This window comes from Phyllobacterium sp. 22229, from assembly GCF_052056495.1.
GTDB lineage: Bacteria > Pseudomonadota > Alphaproteobacteria > Rhizobiales > Rhizobiaceae > Phyllobacterium > Phyllobacterium myrsinacearum.
In genome coordinates this window covers 79,325-95,564 of sequence record NZ_JBQEPA010000017.1, presented here as the reverse complement: position 1 = coordinate 95,564, position 16,240 = coordinate 79,325, and the positions used below count along the sequence as shown (strand labels likewise).

The following is a 16,240-nucleotide window of genomic DNA, read 5'->3' as shown; positions in this document are numbered from 1 at the left end:
GGTCAATTTGGTTCATGCCACGCAATATGCCTGAACTCTACGCTTAAGAGAATCCCCCAACATTTCAATATTTGCCATCCTCATCAGGGCGGCTTGTCTATGGAGAATGCCATGCCAAGAACAGGCGGTATCTACAATGCGCCGGCCGGAACGAAAGGTGTGCCAAACACCACGATCCAATCAGCACCCTATAATGCCCTGATTGACGATCTGGTTCAGGATGCCAATGCGGCCCGGCCAATCACTGCAGGTGGAACTGGCGCGACTGACGCTACAACTGCTCGAAATAACCTTGGAGCAATGGCAACCGCTGACCTTGCAGCGGCGGCAACCAAGGCCGTGCCAGTTGATAACGATACATTCCTTGTGCTGGACAGCGAGGACACAAATAAACTGAAGCGCTTCTCTTGGTCAGTCATCAAGACAAAGTTGCGCGAGTTTTTTGACCCGCTCTATTACATCCCCGGCATGAACACCATCGAGCTTGGAGCAAACCAAGCCACTGATACCGTGGCGGCTATTGACCTGCATGCTACGCCTGCATCGGACTACAACGCTCGCATCATGCGCATTGCCGGTGCAAATGGTGAGCTGCAGATTATTCAGACCGGGACGGGCGACATACGGTTCACTGGCGGCAATGTTCGCATCGCTGAACTGCTGCTCGCGGCCAAGAGTATCTCTACTCAAGGATCAATCACCGTAGACAATGACTCTTTTTCCTTTTTGTCATTGCGGAATGCGGCCGGAACAGAAAAGGCGGCGCTCTACGCGCAGAGCGTTGGTGGCAACGCCTTTCTGAGAGTAGCAGGTACAGTTTCTTTTACGTTCGGTGCGGATGGAAAGTTCACGGCCCCGTCATCACTCGGTGCCGGTTCTGCCGCGCTTAACAGCGACGGCAATGTTAGCGGTTCAGTCTGGGCAGGATGGAATGCTACCTACACCGACGCTTTTAACGCGATCAATGCCCGCATCGAAGCGCGCGCAAGCGCATATGCAGGGTTGGCACAGACCAATGCCATCGCCCAGATCATGCCTACCGTAGCCGCTCAGAACGTAGGTGATGTCGGTACATATGCGATGCTCAAGGCAGTTTCTGGATCTGCGCCGGTTCCAGGTACACTGAAATCTGGCAGCGAACTTCAATACACCAACTCGCATGGCGATGGTTACGGCAGTCTAGGTCCTAGTGGAACATGGATGTGCTGCGGCGTCAGCATTGTCACATCGGCAATCAGCGATGGTGCGGTGACCATATATTTGAAAAAGGCAGCATAATGATCATCAAATCTGTAAAAAATCTTCGCTGGGTCAGGTCAGATCGCTCCGCATTTGATGCGGATGTTGATACTGTTGAGCTTGGGGTCATCCCATACACCGCAACCCCTGAGAGCCCGACGAACTACGGTCAGGAGATTTGGAGTAAGGGCCTCGCCGGTGAGTACGGTGATATTGCGGACTTTGCGCCTCCCATCGTGCTGCCGTTAAACAAACCACTATCGCCAGAGCAATTCTATGGATTGCTCGACGGCTTGGGAAAACTTGATCAATTCGCGACAATGATTGAAGCGGTTGTTCCAACCGTAAAGAAAATGACATGTCGCAACCAGTTCAACAATGCCACCACTTTCATATGGGATATGGTGCTCATGACTGAGGTCGCACCGAAAGTTTGGGGTGACGATTGGCGGACGGTTGTTGGCCCTCAGTGGGTATCAGCGTAATTTAGCGAGACCTTTGGCGCGAACAAAAGAGCGGCCCAGAAATGACCGTACCTGCCGAATTGGGTTCGATTTGTGTGTATTCGGAGTGGGGGTCTCTGTAACTTCCAATCCTTGATCCGAACAGACGCCGTAAAAGAATGTTAATTTTTCATGCGGAACAAAGGCCCAATTCCATGATTGCATATCGAATTGCACATCGGGTGTCGGGACGACAAAACCATCCATGAGGCGGAACGAAACATACTCAAAATCCGTCTTGAATTTCATGAATTCCGATACATCAACTGCGGCGAGAATTTCCGAAAAGATGATAGGGCGATTTTTTCTGATTGTCTTTGATGCGCCACGCAAAAATGCAGGTTCATGACCTTCAATATCGACCTTGATGACGGATATCGCTTCCTGAATTGCCAATTCATCGAGTGTCGTTTTTTCAACGACGACCTCTTTCGCATATTTCTGGAAGCTCTTTTCAAGGGATGCACTTGTCTCCAAGAGACCATGTTCTGGGTCCGGCAAGTAAAGGGTTGCCGTGCCCGTAGTGTCGCTCAGAGCAACCTTGTGTAGTTTCACGCGGCTTGCGAGATCATTCAGATCAATGTTGCGTTCGACGGATATGATGCAATCAGGCAATGGTTCAAATGCGTAAACATTTACGTTTGGCCGAGTTGTTGCTGCAAGGACGCTATAGACACCACTATTTGCGCCAACATCGAGAAAAGCACCGGTTGAATGAGAAACAGTGCCAGTGATCATCGCTGGCAATGGGGGCTCAAAAGTGCCTTTTCGGATTTCACGCGCAGCAATGTCAGGCGTCCCTTGCTCGGAGAGTTTAAACTGAACCCCGGCGAATTTGACCTTAAATACCCGCACTGAATATCCCCACATGTTTCAAAATGGCCAGCAAAAGCAGATCGCTCGTTGTCCGGCTCTAGATTCGTTCAATCACACGGCGCGCTTGTAAGCAAGCGCAGCAGAAATCAACCACAACAAGGAAATCCATTATGGATAGAACCATCCCTCGCGGGGCGGCGATCCTGCTCGACTTTGTGTATCGAACAGACGCCGGATGTCCGCCGCCAATCTGTTACGATACCATCTTCGGCAATCGCCAGAACCGGCTTTCCAAGCCCATCACAAGGATGACCCTGGGCGAGTTGATCGACGCACAGCGCAACTGGTCGAACAAGGCCTGGGTGAAACAGAACTGGGGTTACGACAAGGCGTCTTCGGCGTCCGGCGCTGCCCAGTTCATGCGTACCACACTCCAAGACATGTCGGGCGAGTTGAACCTAAGCGGATCGCAGGTATTCGACGCTGACTTTCAGGATCGGCTTGCATATCACCTCCTGAAGCGGCGCGGCTATGAGGATTTCATGGCCGGGAAGATCAGTCGGACGGAGTTTGGCAGGCGGCTTGCTCAGGAATGGGCATCATTCCCAGTCCTCGCGGCCACCAAGGGCGGCTCTCGTGTCGTCAGTCGTGGCCAGTCCTTCTATGCAGGAGACGGCCTCAACAAGTCTTTGGTGAAGCCTGAGGCCGTGGAGGCTGTTCTTGATCGCGTGAAGGCCGTCACATCGGCTCCAGTCACGCCAACACCCGTTGAACCAGCAAAACCGCAACCCACGCCGGAGCAGCCGACCAAACCGCAATCGCTCTTTGCGATCCTCGCTGGCCTGCTCGGTCGCATCTTCAAGAAGGGATAACCCCATGACAGCAACCAAGTTTTGGGTGGCGCTGATTATCGGCCTCATTGCCTTCATCCGCGCTGCCTTCGGCATCGATCTTGGTATGGACGATGCAACGATCAACACGATTGCCATTGCCGTTCAGGGCTTTCTCACTGCCCTGTTGGTCTGGGCATTCCCTAACCGTCCAAAGGAAAAGTGATGGCGACAATCCTCTCCCTCATTTCGGGCGGCAATGGCCTGTTGGTGGCGCTTGGTGCGGTACTGGCGGCCATTGTCGCAGCATTCTTCAAGGGCCGCTCAGTCGAGCGTACCAATCAGAAGGCAAGGAACGCCGATGCTCTCGAAAATCACTACAAAGATGTCAGTTCTGCTGCTGATGCTCGCCACAACGTCAATTCTGACGGGGTGCGGAACGATCCTTATAAGCGCGACTGATCCGGCCCGGCGTGACCTGTGTGAGCGGGCTTGGAAGCCGGTCACGTATTCCAGCCGCGACACGCAGGAAACCCAGTTGCAAGCCCGACAGAATAATGCCGCCTATGACAGCTACTGTAAGGGGAAAGGCAAATGACCGACCGCCAGATGATGGGAATGAGCGTCGATATGAAAATGAGCCTGGGCAACCTCATTACGATTGGCACTGTGGTTGCCGGGATTTCAATTTCTTATGCAGTCATCAGTACGGGAGTGGATCGGACAAAGATCGATGTGACGAAGCTGGAAACCCGCATCGAGCGATTGGAGACGCAGAATGGCGATGTTCGGGACCGAATGACCCGAATGGAAGTCACCCTGTCAAACATGGCCATCAACATTGATCGGGTTGCGCGGTATGTGGACAGTACACAAGCGCCAAGGCCGGGCGCGCCGCGTTGAGTAAGATCAGGGAATTACGAATGGCCTTCTGTGAGTGCTTCCTGCCACAATGTCGAAATTAATTATTGACAATACAAAATTACCATATTCGTACGATATTTGTTCTGCTACCCTAATTGATAGGGGTTGGATTAGGTGATTCACATGGGCCGTCAAAAGGCAGAAATAGTTAATATAAAGCCTGACGTGGACAGAATAGTTGCGGCTATTAGCTATATTATACATGTGGCCGATGATTTAGGTGCAAAATTCTCACAATATGACGTCGTTAAGTCAATGTTTTTGGCAGATCGGGCGCATTTGAATGAATATGGACGTCTGATTTCATCGGATATGTACGTTGCTATGAAGCATGGCCCAGTTCCGACTACAGCCTATAATCTACTTAAGGGCGACCAAATTGCAAAGCGGACGCATGGTATTGATGATCTGCCATGGCAAGTTACTGAAGTTGGCGGTGGTAAGAAACATTATCATGCCGCTGAGGTTGGTTGGGTGGATGACTTTTTGGCTCCAAGTGACAAGTCTGCCATTGCTACAGCTGTCGCTAAAGTGAAAAGCCTGTCCTTCGGTCAAATTCGCCATCTCACCCATGAGGACCCAGCGTATCTTGATGCATGGGAAGAGGGTACTGATCGAAAGCAGTTTCCAATGAGCTTGGGGTTGCTTTTTGAAAAGCCGAATTTTGAGCGAGCACGGGAAATTCAGGACATATCGCAGATTTCTTGATGGCATTTTCAGTGGGTGACATTGTTCTTTTTGAGAGTTCCGTCGCTGGAAAGGCCAAATTTCATTTCTGCTTCTATTTTGATGATAACAGTGAACGCTTCGGATTTATCTTCTTGAACTCGGAAGGCGAATATAGAGATCACTTTGGAATTGATTGCGGTAAGATTCCTGAGTTACCTAAATCGCGGACAGGCCGTACTGTTTTTTCATGCCCAACAGTTATGCGAAAAACGCCCAAAATGCTCGGGCCGCTCCGTCCGAGAAAGATGTGCAGATTACCGAAAGACGTCGCATCTGAATTTTACGAGTTTGCAAAATCGATTACCTCGATGATTGATGCAGACAAAAGCCGACTTTTGACAACACTGAAACTGCTTATGGACGAAGCGTAAAATCTGATTTTTGTGTATAAGATCATCCAGCCTTAAACCCAGCCCAGCCGTTCACGGTCCCATTGCTGCCCTCAGCTTTATGCTCACCGCAATACCACTCCGTTCCATAGCGCTTGTTAAAGCCGAACGGTGCAACCTCGTTGCAACCTTCATGTTCGCAGACGTGGTTTAATCTGCCTTCGGGCAGTATGGATTTGGGTGTCTCGGACATTCCGTCATTTCTTTTTCATGAATTTCGACAGGCGAATCTTAACGTCTGTCTTTGCCTTCGCATCTATTGCAAGAGCCGTATTGTCCGCAACAGCTATGATCGCTGTGATGACTTCCTGCTGACACCACCTCGCAAGTTGATGCGGCCCCGATCAGATCAATCAAACCATCCTCAATGGCCAACTGGCAATCTTCAAATCGATCAGGGTATTTGCCCTTGGCCTTCGGCGCCTTGATTTTCATCCATTCACCCTGTTTGCGCAAGAACAACCAGTTCATCATCGGGCAGCGGCTTTTGAAGCTTCAGGGCTTCTTCAGCTGGCGCATTCATCCAGATGTCGATTTCATCCGCCGTTCGTAGAATGACCGGCATTGCCTTCGAATGGATGGGCTTCACAACAGCATTCGGTTCGGTGGTCAGAAAAGCGAATATCTCTGTATCAACCGGGCCTTCCTTTTTCTTCCGGGTTCCGTGCCATTTGGTCCAAACACCAGCAAACCAGAACAGAGGTTCGTCCTCAGTCAATGCGAACCAGTGAAGCGGGAGCTTCTTTGTCTCAGGATCGCGGACGCTGCCGTATTCCGAGAATCGTGTGGCCGGAATGACGCAGCGGCTGTCAGGACCAAGCCAGCGCCGCCAGTGCGGAGACTTCACGTTTCGGATGTTGGTTACGCCGCTATCAGTTTCACCCTTAACAAACATGGGCGGCGTCGGCATTCCCCAGCGGAGCATGGCCAACTCCATATCCCCGTCCTTATCCTTGCGCGCTATTGGGGCAGGGTAATCGGGATAGATATTGTCATCGAACTCAGTCTTGTTCGTTCGGTTGCCGATCCCCTTGAAGAGATCGCGCATTGCCTGAAAGCCGGTGGTTATTCTGTAAAGGTTGCACATGGTTGAATGATATCCGATCCCGATGCGATCACAAGATGGACTCTGCGACATCTCTGATCTTGACTCTCGTCGAATTTGTTCTCATTTTGTTCACGTGTCAATTGTTGCGGAAGAGTAGCACAGGGAGGGTAAAATGGCATTCGAACCGACAGCGGCAGAAGTTCGCCGTTTGAACAATCTTCCGAGTGAGGAGCGCTACAAGTTCTTCATTGAGACCGTGGCTAAACACAAGCAGATGTTTGCGTACACCGATGGGAACCGCATGGGAATGATGGAAGGCCAAGACCTGCCGGGGCTTCTCTTGGTTTGGCCCGCAATGACTTTTGTCGATGCGTTCTGTTTGGACGAAAACAGGGAACTCCCCGAACTCACGATAGCTGTGCAGATTTCGTTGGCTGCCGTTTTTGACCACTACCTGCCAGCGTTGAAGCGCGAAGGGTTCGGTGTCGGCGTGTTTCCCGATCCAGATGGCCACCTGGCGGAATTGTCCGTTGAGCAGTTCGAAGCCGACCTTCGCGGCGCGTTGGATGCTTCTCCCGCTCAACACTGATCGCCCCAATTTATTGAATGAAAAACCCGATGACAGTGAACGTCGACACGCTCGGCAAAGCGGCGAAACACGGCTTCTTCCTGCATGTGAAATGCACCCGCTGCGGCAAGGAATCCACCTTCTTCGCAAGGGACCTTCTCGTATTTTACGTGCCAGATTGCCCGCTGGATCGGATCAACTTCAAGTGCGAGCGTTGTGACACGAAGAATACTGAGGTGATGGCGTTTCAGGTCTGCCGGGACCGGTCAAACCGCAAGCAATTGGTCTGGCGGTTGGTGGAGATGTGACCATGGGCGAGAACTACAATACGCTGGGTTATCACCTCCAAGCTGGTGATATGATCAGTGCGGTTTGCTACAATAGGGAGTGCCAGCACGGTGCGCCCCTCGATCTAAAATACCTCGTGGAGAAGTTGGGGCCTGAGTTTCTGGCTATGCACCATACCCTGACACCGTTGCTCTATTGTTCGGAGTGCAAATCCAAGAATGTCGGAATACGGTTGAATGTGAATGTCGAACAGAAAGTGAGCCCAACAGGCTAGGATGGTCAACAGGCCGCAGTGTAGTGTTATAGCGGTCAAGAATGGAGTTTAGACTTTGCCACTCTTAGGAAGAAAAAAGTCATCCACATTTTCGAAACAATCATTGAAAAACAACAATTTCTTACGGCCTTCTAAGCCGACGGTCGCTGGTTCGAATCCAGCCGGGATCGCCATTTCCTTTCAACAGGTTGGACGAAAATCCGGAATCATTTTCCAACCGCCGGGATGCTCCGTTCAATGATCGCTGCGGCTTTTCCCGAGTTGAACCAATAAACCAGCAACGGCATCTTCAAGGCCGGTGGTAAACGTATCGATCGTCGTCGTTCCCGCATCCCATTTTTCGTAAGTCCGGCCGGCGACCTGTTGCCACGTCGGCAGCACGAGACCGGCAATATCTGAAGCCCGCGTTTCAACCCGGCGGCGATGCTCTGCCATGTCCGAACATATGACCTCAATCGCGTGAAAGGGAACACCGGCGCGGGCTGCCACATCCCGCCATGCCTGGCGGGTCAAGGCCAGACCATTGACGTAATCGGCAATGACGGTTGCTCCCGTGCGCAGGTTTTCCTCCGCGACGGCATATCCGACGATGTATGCCGTTGGATTGTCATCGTCTTTCATAACCTCTGCCGCAATGAGAGCCTGTGCAATCGTGTCAGCGCGCAAAAACACGCCGTTCAGGCGCCGGGCAAGCTCACGCGCTATGGTGGTTTTTCCAGTGCCCGGAAGTCCGCTCATGATGATCAGCATATATGACCTCTTCCCGAATGCAGCGAATCCTATGTGTCCAGCCGCAAAGTGGCAAGCTGAGGCGGGCGACGGAATGTGTTCTTTGCATCAAAATGCGGCGTGTACCGGATGAGAATATTTGACTTCATCCCACCTCCCGCTTGCGCCAAGCTTCCGGCCAGCGAGAGGGCAGGATGCATCCGGAATCCATCATCGTTTCCATTGAGCAGGCGGTCGCAACCGCCACGATCAGCCGTGCCCTGCAGCGCAATGCCCTGTCGAAAGCGCTGGTTGAAGCGCTGACGCGTGCATTGGACCGGCTGGACGCTGATCCTGCGATCAAGGTGATCATCCTCACCGGGGAGGGCATGCACTTCGCCGCGGGCGCCGGCGTCAAGGAGATGCATGGCCTTACAATGGCCGATGGCATTGCCAGGGATTGGTCTCGCGTGTTGTAGCGCCCGATCAACTGATCAACGAGGCGAAGTCGGTTGCATCCCGGATCGCGTCCCTTTCGGCACCGGTGGTGCAGATGATCAAGGCGGCCGTGATGCAGGGGCTTGATGGATCGCTGTCGAGCGGTCTTGCCCTTGAGCGGCGGATGTTTCATCTCACCTTTGCCCTCAACGACCGCGCCGAGGGCATGGCGGCCTTCATTGAGAAGCGTCCGCCTTCCTTTCAGGATCGATGACGAGGCTGCGGCCATGGCAATCGGGTGGCATGCCTCCTCGTCGGCGGTGCGCTATACTCTATTCCACTTTAATATCCACCGTCGTTAAATGAGCATTGCCGGTCGAAGTATGGCCGGAAATCGTCACTTTATCGCGCCCCTTAAAGCCCTTATCCGATGTGTAGAGGACCTTTATTCCATCGACGGCTTTTGCATTGCATTTATAGCGCATGTTGTCCCTGCTGAAATTGGGATAGACTTTGCTTTGAATAATGCGGACGGAACCATGACTTGGTCCCGCAACGGCTTTGACAACTGGCATACCAGCATTTGAACAGTCAGGATTGACCTCCGTATCGTGGTAGATAAAGATCTCCTGACCGGAAAGAGATGTCTTTGTATAAGCGTCTCGGGCATCATTCCCCGCTGTCACGCAGCCGGAAAGGCTCAAAACCACAAATGATGATGTGATCAGAACACGATGGCGGTTCATTTGGTTTCCCCCCAAATAAGTGGTGTGTGAAAGTAAAAATAGAGCCAATACCGAAACTGAGTGGCGGAGCCTCTCATTCACGCATCGGTACGCGAAAAACGAAGCCCCGTCATGTCATCACTGTAAGTTCGCTATCGTGCACGGGCCGTTTGCATTCCACAACAGGCGTTAGGCGCGGTATCGTGCCGTCACCCGCGCCGGGCCGCCTCGATTGCGGCGATATCGATCTTCTTCATGTCCATCATCACATCGAACGCGCGTTTTGCTTCAGCGCCGCCGGCAGCCATCGCGTCGGTCAGCGCGCGCGGGGTGATTTGCCAGGAGACGCCCCATTTGTCCTTGCACCAGCCGCAGGCGCTTTCCTCGCCGCCATTGCCGACGATGGCGTTCCAGTATCGGTCGGTCTCCTCCTGATCGTCCGTGGCGATCTGAAACGAGAATGCTTCGCTGTGCTTGAACACCGGTCCGCCATTGAGGCCGATGCAGGGGATGCCGGCAACCGTGAATTCCACCGTTAGCACATCGCCCGCCTTGCCGGACGGGTAGTCGCTGGGAGCGCGATGAACGGCTTTGACTGAACTGTCGGGAAAAACCCCGGCGTAGAAGCGGGCTGCCGCCTCGGCATCCTTGTCGTACCAGATACAGATCGTGTTCTTGGCATTTACCATGGTTCGTCCTTTCCCATCTTGACGTTGACGCGGTCTCCAATCCTCATCCGCGGCCGTCTGAGCCAAACGCATCTTTCCGCATTGAAAAGCGGTGTCCCTGTGGCCGTGGCAACCGGTCTACCTTAACGCCGCAGCCTCTTTCGGTCAAAACGGGCGTAATGCAGGTCAGACCGCCGCCAGAATGATGTGAGCCTGGATTTTGGCCGCAATCGCGCCGCTGCCATGCCTGCCGGCAAGCGCGGATGCGACATAGTCGGTTGCCGCTGCCAGCTTTCCCGCGCCTCTCGCCTCGATTTCGTTGCGAAGCAGCGTTCCCTGGCAATAGGCAATGGCCGGAAGGCGCGGCGAGGAGGCGCGGCTTTGTTCAGCCCTTGTCTCGATCAGCACACGGGAGAAACCCGCGTCCGCCAGCTCGCTGCGGATCAGCGCCGTATCGTGGTAGCCGTGCGGTGTGCGGGCCAGAAAGCGCGGCGGATCCTGCGGAAACATCCTTGCGAGCGCATCCGTCACATCGTTTGCAAATATGTTCTCCTCGATGCGATCCCAGACATTGAACAGGAAATGTCCGCCGGGCTTCAGCACCCGCCTGGCTTCGCGGTAGGCGGATAGGCGGTCGGGAAAGAACATCGCGCCGAACTGACAACAAACGAGATCGAAGACCGCATTGTCAAACGGCAGTGCCAAAGCATCCGCCTGGCGCCACAGGATGGGCCGGCCGGGAGGCTGCCGCGAAGCAGCGCGGTCGAGCATGGGCTGGTTCAGGTCGGTTGCGGTATAGCTGGCACCAGGAGGCAGTTCTGGCGCCAATGCACGGGTGACAACCCCGGTGCCTGCCGCGGTTTCCAGCACGGCGCCCGGCTTCATCGACGCGGCGCGCCGTGCAAGATCGGCTGCGAACGGCGCGAAAATCAACGGCACCATATAGCGGTCGTAGTTTTCCGGAACCGAGCCGGCGAACACCTTGTCTGTTTCCAGCATCGCAAACACCCGCCATCCGTTTGAGCCCTGCGCGACCGGCGCAGGCCGCCATCGCTTCGCCAGGGAGAAAGCAAGATCAGGCTGCTGAAACCTATCATACCGGGCGCTGCAGGTCGATAAAGGCACGGCAGGGGCCGCAATGGAGGCGCCAGCCCTTCCACGGGCGGCGATGGCGGCTTACTATCCTGCCATGGAGGCCGGAGAACACCCCCGTGTGGCAAGAGCAATTTATCGAGAAGATCAGGAACGTCTTTGAACCCAATGAAAGGGTGATCGCGCTGTTTCTGGCGGGCAGCTTCGGAAAGGGGCAGGCCGATGCCTACAGCGATGTCGACCTGCTGGCGATCGTTGCGCGTGATGATCAGGCTGAGTTCAGCGCCGGGTGGCGGCACCAGCTCGAAACCATCGCGCCGGTTGTCTTCTGGAACGAATTGGGCAAGGAGGAGCGCGTCTTCAATGCCATCACCGACCAATGGCAGCGGGTCGATCTGGCCGTAGCCGATGCGGAATCGCTGAAGAAGCGCAGCAGGGACGCGCTCAAGCCCCTGATCGACAGGCAGGGCCTGTATGACGCTTTACCGGCCACGGTTCCCTGGACTGGACCCAACAAGGGATATGTCGCCTATCTCATCAATGAGTTTTTCCGCGTGTTCGGCCTCCTGGCTGTCGCGAGCGGCCGCAGGGAGTATCTCCTCAGCATGGCCGGCGTCGAGTTGCTTAGAATGATGCTCTTCAATCTCCTGAGCGAGGAGGTCGAACGGTCGGACAAGGGCGGTATGCTGGCGTGGAGCCGCAGGCTTTCCCCCGAGCAACTGGGCCTGCTCGCCAGCATTCCGCCGCTGGAGCCGACGCCCCAGTCCCTGATCGACGCTCACCTTGCCTGCGCGAAAGCCTTTCTGCCACGGGCTCGAAAAATGGCAGAGAGATGGAATATCGAATGGCCGCAGGCGTTTGAGGAAGCGACATGGAACAATCTTGAGCGCGAAGTGGGACTCATAAAACCGGACGGCCTATCCTGACGGCCCGTGGCTGTCCGGCCGCCGCAAACCGCTGCTAGGGCGTTGTCCCGCGAAATACGGACAAGCCGATGAACGCCGCCAGGATGGAGCCGGCGACGGAAATGATCACATAGGCGGCGGATGCAATTCCGTTATCGCGTTGCCATAGGGTTGCCGTATCAAGCGCGAAGGCCGAAAATGTCGTAAAGCCGCCGATAATGCCGGTTGTAATCAGCAACCGGACCGATTGGGATTCCGTCCCGCCGCCACGAAAAGCAAACCAACCCGCGCACAATCCCATCAGAAAGCAGCCGACGAGGTTCACAAAGAGGGTGCCGCCGGGCCAGTCTGGGCCCAGCAGACGCAACGAGACCTGATTGGCACCCAGACGCAAGGCCGAGCCTATGCCGCCGCCGACGAAGACCAAAATGTAAAGAGACATCGATTCCATACCCACTCCTTCCGGCCGGATGCCGGTTAAAAGCAGGAGTCATCAGCCATCATGGCGGTTATTGGGAGAACCCCATTCCCAGTACGTTACGAATACAGAAAGCGTTGACATTCGGCAAGCGCGTGTTTCGGAAACGGTCCTTGCTGCGGCTTTCCTGTCGCAGGCCGTTCACATCAAGCCCAGGCCATAGGCGAACCCTGATTTGCGGTAATATCAAGTACAGGGCAGTGCAGATATAATTCAAAATGCGACAGATTTATACAAATAACGAACAGATTAACTAAGAAATATCGTCGCAAAGAATTTATTGCGTAGATTAACATGTCGCATATTGATGAAGTTACTGAATTCATACAGAGTGACTGTAGTTCAGATTTACTCTGTTTGGAGGTGGCTATGGATAATCACGGTGGCTCTGGACTATTTCCGAGCGCAGAGGCTGAAGCGATATTCTATCACCAGGTAAAATTGTCCCACGACAAGATATTCGGGACAGTGGGCGGCCCCTACAACATCGATTCCGTTGCTTACTTCGCGACCGCGATCGAGTGTTTTTATTATGTGCAGCAGCACATGCGCAACCGGCCCCGGTTCGCGAGCCGGGAAGAGCTTCTGAAATTCGCCCTGGATCAAATAGAGGTGGATGGCCTGGTGCTTGAATTCGGTGTGTATTCCGGCCACACCATCAACATAACGGCCGAAAAACTGCACAATAAAGTCATCTATGGATTTGATTCCTTCAAGGGCCTTCCGGAAGATTGGACGCCTGGCATCAAGGCCGGAACCTTCGCGCGGGAAGACCTTCCAGCCGTCCGTGAAAATGTTCAGCTCGTCGTTGGCTGGTTTGACCAAAGTTTACGGCCATTCCTTGCAAGCCATCCAGGCAAGGCTTCCTTCATTCATGTGGATTGCGATCTGTATTCATCGACAAAAACAATTCTGACCGAGCTTCGCGACAGGATCGTTCCGGGGACCGTCATCTTGTTTGATGATTATTTCAATTACCCCGACTGGAAGCGTCACGAGCATCTGGCATTGCAGGAGTTTGCCGCACAGAACGACGTCAAATACGAGTATATCGGGCTGGTTCCTGCGTTCGAACAGGCCGCCATCAGGATACTTGGATAGGCGTTTACTCTAACCGCCAATGCCGCGCTTTTCGTCCTTTGCCTTCGCGATGTGTCTTGCGGCGATTTGAAGGCACCGCATAGTTTGATCTTCGATTGTTTGGAGGTGCTCTGAATGCTTGAAACCACGGCTTCTGTGCGTAATCAAAAGATCGCCTACAAATTCAGAACCCCCGATACACTGGAAGTAACACCCGTACCGGTTAAACGAATCCTCGTTGTCGGATCGTGCATGGCGGCGGGTCTATTCCACTACGCCCATGTCATCTTCAAGGGCGCGGAAGTCGATCATGTCCTGTACAATTACCCCGGTGATCTGACAGAACCGCCGCATCCAATCGAAGAATATGCCTTCCAGCTCATACATTTGCCCTTGCGGACGATTGTGCCGGAAAACATGCTGTCGGATATTCCGCATACCAGCGAAGAGCCGTTCAGGGAAAAATTGTGGGAATGCGAGCAGCGTCTGATCCAGACATTTACCGGCGCGCTGGCATTCACAAAAGACACCAGGCTCACGACCTTCGTGTCCGAATATTTTACGCCGCAGCAGAATCACATGGGGCGGCTTCTGCCGCGTTATGACCTGCGCAACCCCACCTATTTCGTCGAGCAGTTGAACCGTAAACTGCACGAACTGGCAAGGGAACATGGGGCTCACATGGTCCAGACCGATGCGATCGCGCAGACATTCGGCCGCAAGTTCATTCAGGAGGATCTCGTCTGGAACTGGTCGCATGCCGGTTACGCCAATGACTGGGATTCCATTCACGACACAACCCGCATTGTCCAGCCGGCGAAACTGACCAGCCTTTACCCGTTTAACATAGAGGATTTCATCTTCGGTTTTTGGAGCGAGATCCATGCAATGTACCGGACGCTCACGCAGCAGGACAGCGTCAAGCTGGTGATCCTCGATCTGGACGACACGCTGTGGCGCGGCGTTATCGCTGAAGAAGGCATACACAATCGCTTTGTCCTTGAAGGGTGGCCGCTCGGCCTGATCGAAGCCCTGAAATTTTTGAAGCAGCGCGGCATCATCCTGGCCATCGTCAGCAAGAATGACGAAGCGAAAATTCTCGATCTGTGGCCTCAATTGCTCAAGCACCGGCTGGATATCGACGATTTCGCGGTCCGGAAAATAAACTGGAAGCCAAAGGCGGAAAACATCCAGGATATTCTCAACGAAACCAATCTCCTGTCGAAGAACGTTCTTTTCATCGATGACAATCCGGTGGAGCGGGAGAGCGTGCAAGCGGCATTTCCGGCCATCCGTGTCCTTGGCGAGGAGTTGTATTCGATCCGCAGCACGCTGCTTTGGGCGCCGGAAACACAGGTTGCGTATGTCACGCAGGAGTCCAGCCGGCGCACCGAGATGATACAGGCGCAGGTGCAGCGCGAGACGGCAAAGGCCGATATGACCCGGGAGGAATTCCTGGCTTCGCTTGATGTTTCCGTCGGCATCCGGTCGATCAACACCGTGGACGACGAACGCTTTCCGCGAGCTCTGGAACTGATCAACAAGTCAAATCAGTTCAACACCACGGGCAAGCGCTGGACCGTCAACGAATGCCTGCAGGCCTTCCTGTCGGGCGCCACGTTCGAGATCTTCGAAGTCGGTGACAAATACACCGATTACGGTCTGGTCGGAATTGCCATTGTGAGAAACCAGGTCATCCTCCAATTCGTGATGAGCTGCCGCGTGGTTGGCCTTGGCGTTGAGCAGGCTGTCATCGCAGGGCTTGCCAAAATCCATCCTCAGTTGAAGGGCGTGTACACGGAAACCGAAGCAAACAGCCTGTGCCGCGATCTCTACCAGAAATGCGGGTTTGAATTTGACAATGGGATATGGGCGCTCGGCGAAAACACGGTCCCAGTCCCGCCGCACGTCAAATTCATCTAGCTGGCGGTTTTGACAGCCTTGTGCCCGCTTGTTTCAAGGATCGAAATCCGGAAGAAAATGGGTTCAAGCGGCCGCTCTGAATCGCGAATGACGGTCTTTGCATAACCGGGCTGCCACCATTCGGCGGATGCACTCAGAAGATGGTGCGCGGTCGCGCGGGCGTCGACATGGGACGGATCGTTCGACAGTTCTTCGTAGAGCCCGTTGACGAGCACGCTTTGCCAGCGATTGGTCGCGTCGATCTCATCAAACGCAACGCAGACACGCGGGTTGTCCCGCATCCATTCGACCTTTCGGCCAAGCGTCGTGAACGAATAGAGAAAGACGGAGTGATAGGCGAACCTGAGCGGGACGATATAGGGGTGATCATCGCGCGAACAGGCCAGGCGGCCAATGCTCGCGCGGCTGAGCAAGGCATTGATTTCGGCCTTCGTCATCTCATTAATGATCATCGAGGATGCTCCTGAATTTCTTGAACCTGCGGCGCGTTGCATTTTCTCACGGGTGTGTCGCTGCCGTGAAACCGGGGGGTACAACACGCCCCAATTATTGGCGGCGCTTTGCCCCTTGTCAAACCGCTGAATGGCTTCGGCCTGCTGCAGGAAGGACAGTTCA

24 protein-coding genes and 1 riboswitch are annotated in these 16,240 nt (G+C 54.1%); of the genes, 16 read left to right on the top strand and 8 right to left on the bottom strand.

Features of this window, described 5'->3' with window-relative positions; translation table 11 throughout:
- The first annotated feature begins 111 nt into the window (after positions 1-111).
- Entirely contained in the window at positions 112-1,278 is a 1,167-nt protein-coding gene (locus ACTJJ7_RS20010) for a hypothetical protein (protein ID WP_440968591.1), read from the top strand.
- The gene (locus ACTJJ7_RS20005) at positions 1,278-1,724 is read left to right on the top strand and encodes a hypothetical protein (RefSeq protein ID WP_440968590.1); all 447 of its coding nucleotides are present in this window, start codon (positions 1,278-1,280) and stop codon (positions 1,722-1,724) included. The genes ACTJJ7_RS20010 and ACTJJ7_RS20005 overlap by 1 nt, the downstream gene beginning before the upstream one ends.
- On the opposite strand, the gene ACTJJ7_RS20000 is transcribed toward ACTJJ7_RS20005, so the two are convergent.
- Entirely contained in the window at positions 1,716-2,597 is an 882-nt protein-coding gene (locus ACTJJ7_RS20000) for an FkbM family methyltransferase (protein WP_440968589.1), read from the bottom strand. The two genes, ACTJJ7_RS20005 and ACTJJ7_RS20000, sit on opposite strands and share 9 nt — an antisense overlap.
- A 131-nt stretch (positions 2,598-2,728) precedes the next feature.
- Between ACTJJ7_RS20000 and ACTJJ7_RS19995 the strand changes: the two genes are divergently transcribed.
- From ACTJJ7_RS19995 to ACTJJ7_RS19970, 6 genes are all read left to right on the top strand, one after another.
- Positions 2,729-3,430 carry a hypothetical protein gene (locus ACTJJ7_RS19995; protein ID WP_440968588.1) on the top strand — a complete coding sequence of 234 codons (702 nt, stop codon included), beginning with the start codon at positions 2,729-2,731 and terminating at the stop codon, positions 3,428-3,430.
- A 4-nt stretch (positions 3,431-3,434) separates the two neighbouring features.
- A complete protein-coding gene (locus tag ACTJJ7_RS19990; RefSeq protein ID WP_440968587.1) occupies positions 3,435-3,614 on the top strand; it encodes a hypothetical protein in 180 nt (59 codons plus the stop codon).
- Complete coding sequence (locus tag ACTJJ7_RS19985) at positions 3,614-3,850, top strand: hypothetical protein (RefSeq protein WP_440968586.1); 237 nt, start codon at positions 3,614-3,616, stop codon at positions 3,848-3,850. Before ACTJJ7_RS19990 ends, ACTJJ7_RS19985 begins: the two co-directional genes overlap by 1 nt.
- Before the next feature lie 132 nt (positions 3,851-3,982).
- Positions 3,983-4,291 (top strand): hypothetical protein, encoded by a 309-nt coding sequence (locus ACTJJ7_RS19980; protein ID WP_440968585.1) that lies wholly within the window; start codon positions 3,983-3,985, stop codon positions 4,289-4,291.
- A 144-nt stretch (positions 4,292-4,435) separates the two neighbouring features.
- Positions 4,436-5,020, top strand: coding sequence for a Panacea domain-containing protein (locus ACTJJ7_RS19975; RefSeq protein ID WP_440968584.1), 585 nt, complete (start codon positions 4,436-4,438; stop codon positions 5,018-5,020).
- Positions 5,020-5,412 carry a hypothetical protein gene (locus ACTJJ7_RS19970; protein ID WP_440968583.1) on the top strand — a complete coding sequence of 131 codons (393 nt, stop codon included), beginning with the start codon at positions 5,020-5,022 and terminating at the stop codon, positions 5,410-5,412. The genes ACTJJ7_RS19975 and ACTJJ7_RS19970 overlap by 1 nt, the downstream gene beginning before the upstream one ends.
- 457 nt (positions 5,413-5,869) lie before the next feature.
- On the opposite strand, the gene ACTJJ7_RS19965 is transcribed toward ACTJJ7_RS19970, so the two are convergent.
- Complete coding sequence (locus ACTJJ7_RS19965; RefSeq protein WP_440968582.1) at positions 5,870-6,517, bottom strand: SOS response-associated peptidase; 648 nt, start codon at positions 6,515-6,517, stop codon at positions 5,870-5,872.
- A gap of 133 nt (positions 6,518-6,650) precedes the next feature.
- On the opposite strand from ACTJJ7_RS19965, the gene ACTJJ7_RS19960 reads away from it, so the two are divergent.
- Genes ACTJJ7_RS19960 through ACTJJ7_RS19950 form a run of 3 tightly spaced genes read left to right on the top strand, consistent with a single transcriptional unit; the run spans position 6,651 to position 7,608 of the window.
- A complete protein-coding gene (locus tag ACTJJ7_RS19960) occupies positions 6,651-7,067 on the top strand; it encodes a DUF2750 domain-containing protein (protein WP_440968581.1) in 417 nt (138 codons plus the stop codon).
- A gap of 29 nt (positions 7,068-7,096) precedes the next feature.
- Positions 7,097-7,354: a hypothetical protein gene (locus tag ACTJJ7_RS19955; protein WP_440968580.1), complete on the top strand. Its 258-nt coding sequence runs from the start codon at positions 7,097-7,099 to the stop codon at positions 7,352-7,354.
- Between the two features lie 2 nt (positions 7,355-7,356).
- Positions 7,357-7,608: a hypothetical protein gene (locus tag ACTJJ7_RS19950; protein ID WP_440968579.1), complete on the top strand. Its 252-nt coding sequence runs from the start codon at positions 7,357-7,359 to the stop codon at positions 7,606-7,608.
- A gap of 234 nt (positions 7,609-7,842) precedes the next feature.
- Here the strand turns inward: ACTJJ7_RS19950 and ACTJJ7_RS19945 are convergent, their stop codons facing one another.
- Positions 7,843-8,346 carry an AAA family ATPase gene (locus ACTJJ7_RS19945; RefSeq protein WP_440968578.1) on the bottom strand — a complete coding sequence of 168 codons (504 nt, stop codon included), beginning with the start codon at positions 8,344-8,346 and terminating at the stop codon, positions 7,843-7,845.
- 185 nt (positions 8,347-8,531) lie between these two features.
- Here ACTJJ7_RS19945 and ACTJJ7_RS19940 point away from each other — a divergent pair, with 185 nt between their 5' ends.
- Together ACTJJ7_RS19940 and ACTJJ7_RS19935 are read left to right on the top strand one after the other, a co-directional pair.
- A complete protein-coding gene (locus tag ACTJJ7_RS19940) occupies positions 8,532-8,795 on the top strand; it encodes an enoyl-CoA hydratase/isomerase family protein (protein ID WP_440968577.1) in 264 nt (87 codons plus the stop codon).
- On the top strand, positions 8,777-9,028 hold the full coding sequence (locus ACTJJ7_RS19935) for an enoyl-CoA hydratase-related protein (RefSeq protein ID WP_440968576.1): 252 nt from the start codon (positions 8,777-8,779) through the stop codon (positions 9,026-9,028). Before ACTJJ7_RS19940 ends, ACTJJ7_RS19935 begins: the two co-directional genes overlap by 19 nt.
- A gap of 58 nt (positions 9,029-9,086) precedes the next feature.
- Here ACTJJ7_RS19935 and ACTJJ7_RS19930 read toward each other — a convergent pair whose 3' ends face one another.
- The 3 genes from ACTJJ7_RS19930 to ACTJJ7_RS19920 all read right to left on the bottom strand — a co-directional run bounded on the left by ACTJJ7_RS19930 (position 9,087) and on the right by ACTJJ7_RS19920 (position 11,146).
- Positions 9,087-9,500 carry a hypothetical protein gene (locus ACTJJ7_RS19930; protein WP_440968575.1) on the bottom strand — a complete coding sequence of 138 codons (414 nt, stop codon included), beginning with the start codon at positions 9,498-9,500 and terminating at the stop codon, positions 9,087-9,089.
- Positions 9,501-9,688: 188 nt separating this feature from the next.
- Positions 9,689-10,168: a VOC family protein gene (locus ACTJJ7_RS19925; protein WP_105735707.1), complete on the bottom strand. Its 480-nt coding sequence runs from the start codon at positions 10,166-10,168 to the stop codon at positions 9,689-9,691.
- A gap of 165 nt (positions 10,169-10,333) precedes the next feature.
- A complete protein-coding gene (locus ACTJJ7_RS19920) occupies positions 10,334-11,146 on the bottom strand; it encodes a class I SAM-dependent methyltransferase (protein WP_440968574.1) in 813 nt (270 codons plus the stop codon).
- Between the two features lie 212 nt (positions 11,147-11,358).
- Between ACTJJ7_RS19920 and ACTJJ7_RS19915 the strand changes: the two genes are divergently transcribed.
- Positions 11,359-12,165, top strand: coding sequence for a nucleotidyltransferase domain-containing protein (locus tag ACTJJ7_RS19915; RefSeq protein ID WP_440968573.1), 807 nt, complete (start codon positions 11,359-11,361; stop codon positions 12,163-12,165).
- 34 nt (positions 12,166-12,199) lie between these two features.
- Here the strand turns inward: ACTJJ7_RS19915 and crcB are convergent, their stop codons facing one another.
- Positions 12,200-12,595: a fluoride efflux transporter CrcB gene (gene crcB / locus ACTJJ7_RS19910; RefSeq protein ID WP_440968632.1), complete on the bottom strand. Its 396-nt coding sequence runs from the start codon at positions 12,593-12,595 to the stop codon at positions 12,200-12,202.
- 26 nt (positions 12,596-12,621) lie between these two features.
- A riboswitch (Fluoride riboswitch) is annotated at positions 12,622-12,684 on the bottom strand.
- Between the two features lie 307 nt (positions 12,685-12,991).
- On the opposite strand from crcB, the gene ACTJJ7_RS19905 reads away from it, so the two are divergent.
- On the top strand, positions 12,992-13,723 hold the full coding sequence (locus ACTJJ7_RS19905) for a class I SAM-dependent methyltransferase (RefSeq protein ID WP_105735700.1): 732 nt from the start codon (positions 12,992-12,994) through the stop codon (positions 13,721-13,723).
- 114 nt (positions 13,724-13,837) lie between these two features.
- Complete coding sequence (locus tag ACTJJ7_RS19900; protein ID WP_440968572.1) at positions 13,838-15,625, top strand: HAD-IIIC family phosphatase; 1,788 nt, start codon at positions 13,838-13,840, stop codon at positions 15,623-15,625.
- On the opposite strand, the gene ACTJJ7_RS19895 is transcribed toward ACTJJ7_RS19900, so the two are convergent.
- A complete protein-coding gene (locus ACTJJ7_RS19895) occupies positions 15,622-16,077 on the bottom strand; it encodes a pyridoxamine 5'-phosphate oxidase family protein (protein ID WP_158531322.1) in 456 nt (151 codons plus the stop codon). The genes ACTJJ7_RS19900 and ACTJJ7_RS19895 overlap by 4 nt on opposite strands.
- Positions 16,078-16,240: the final 163 nt, after the last annotated feature.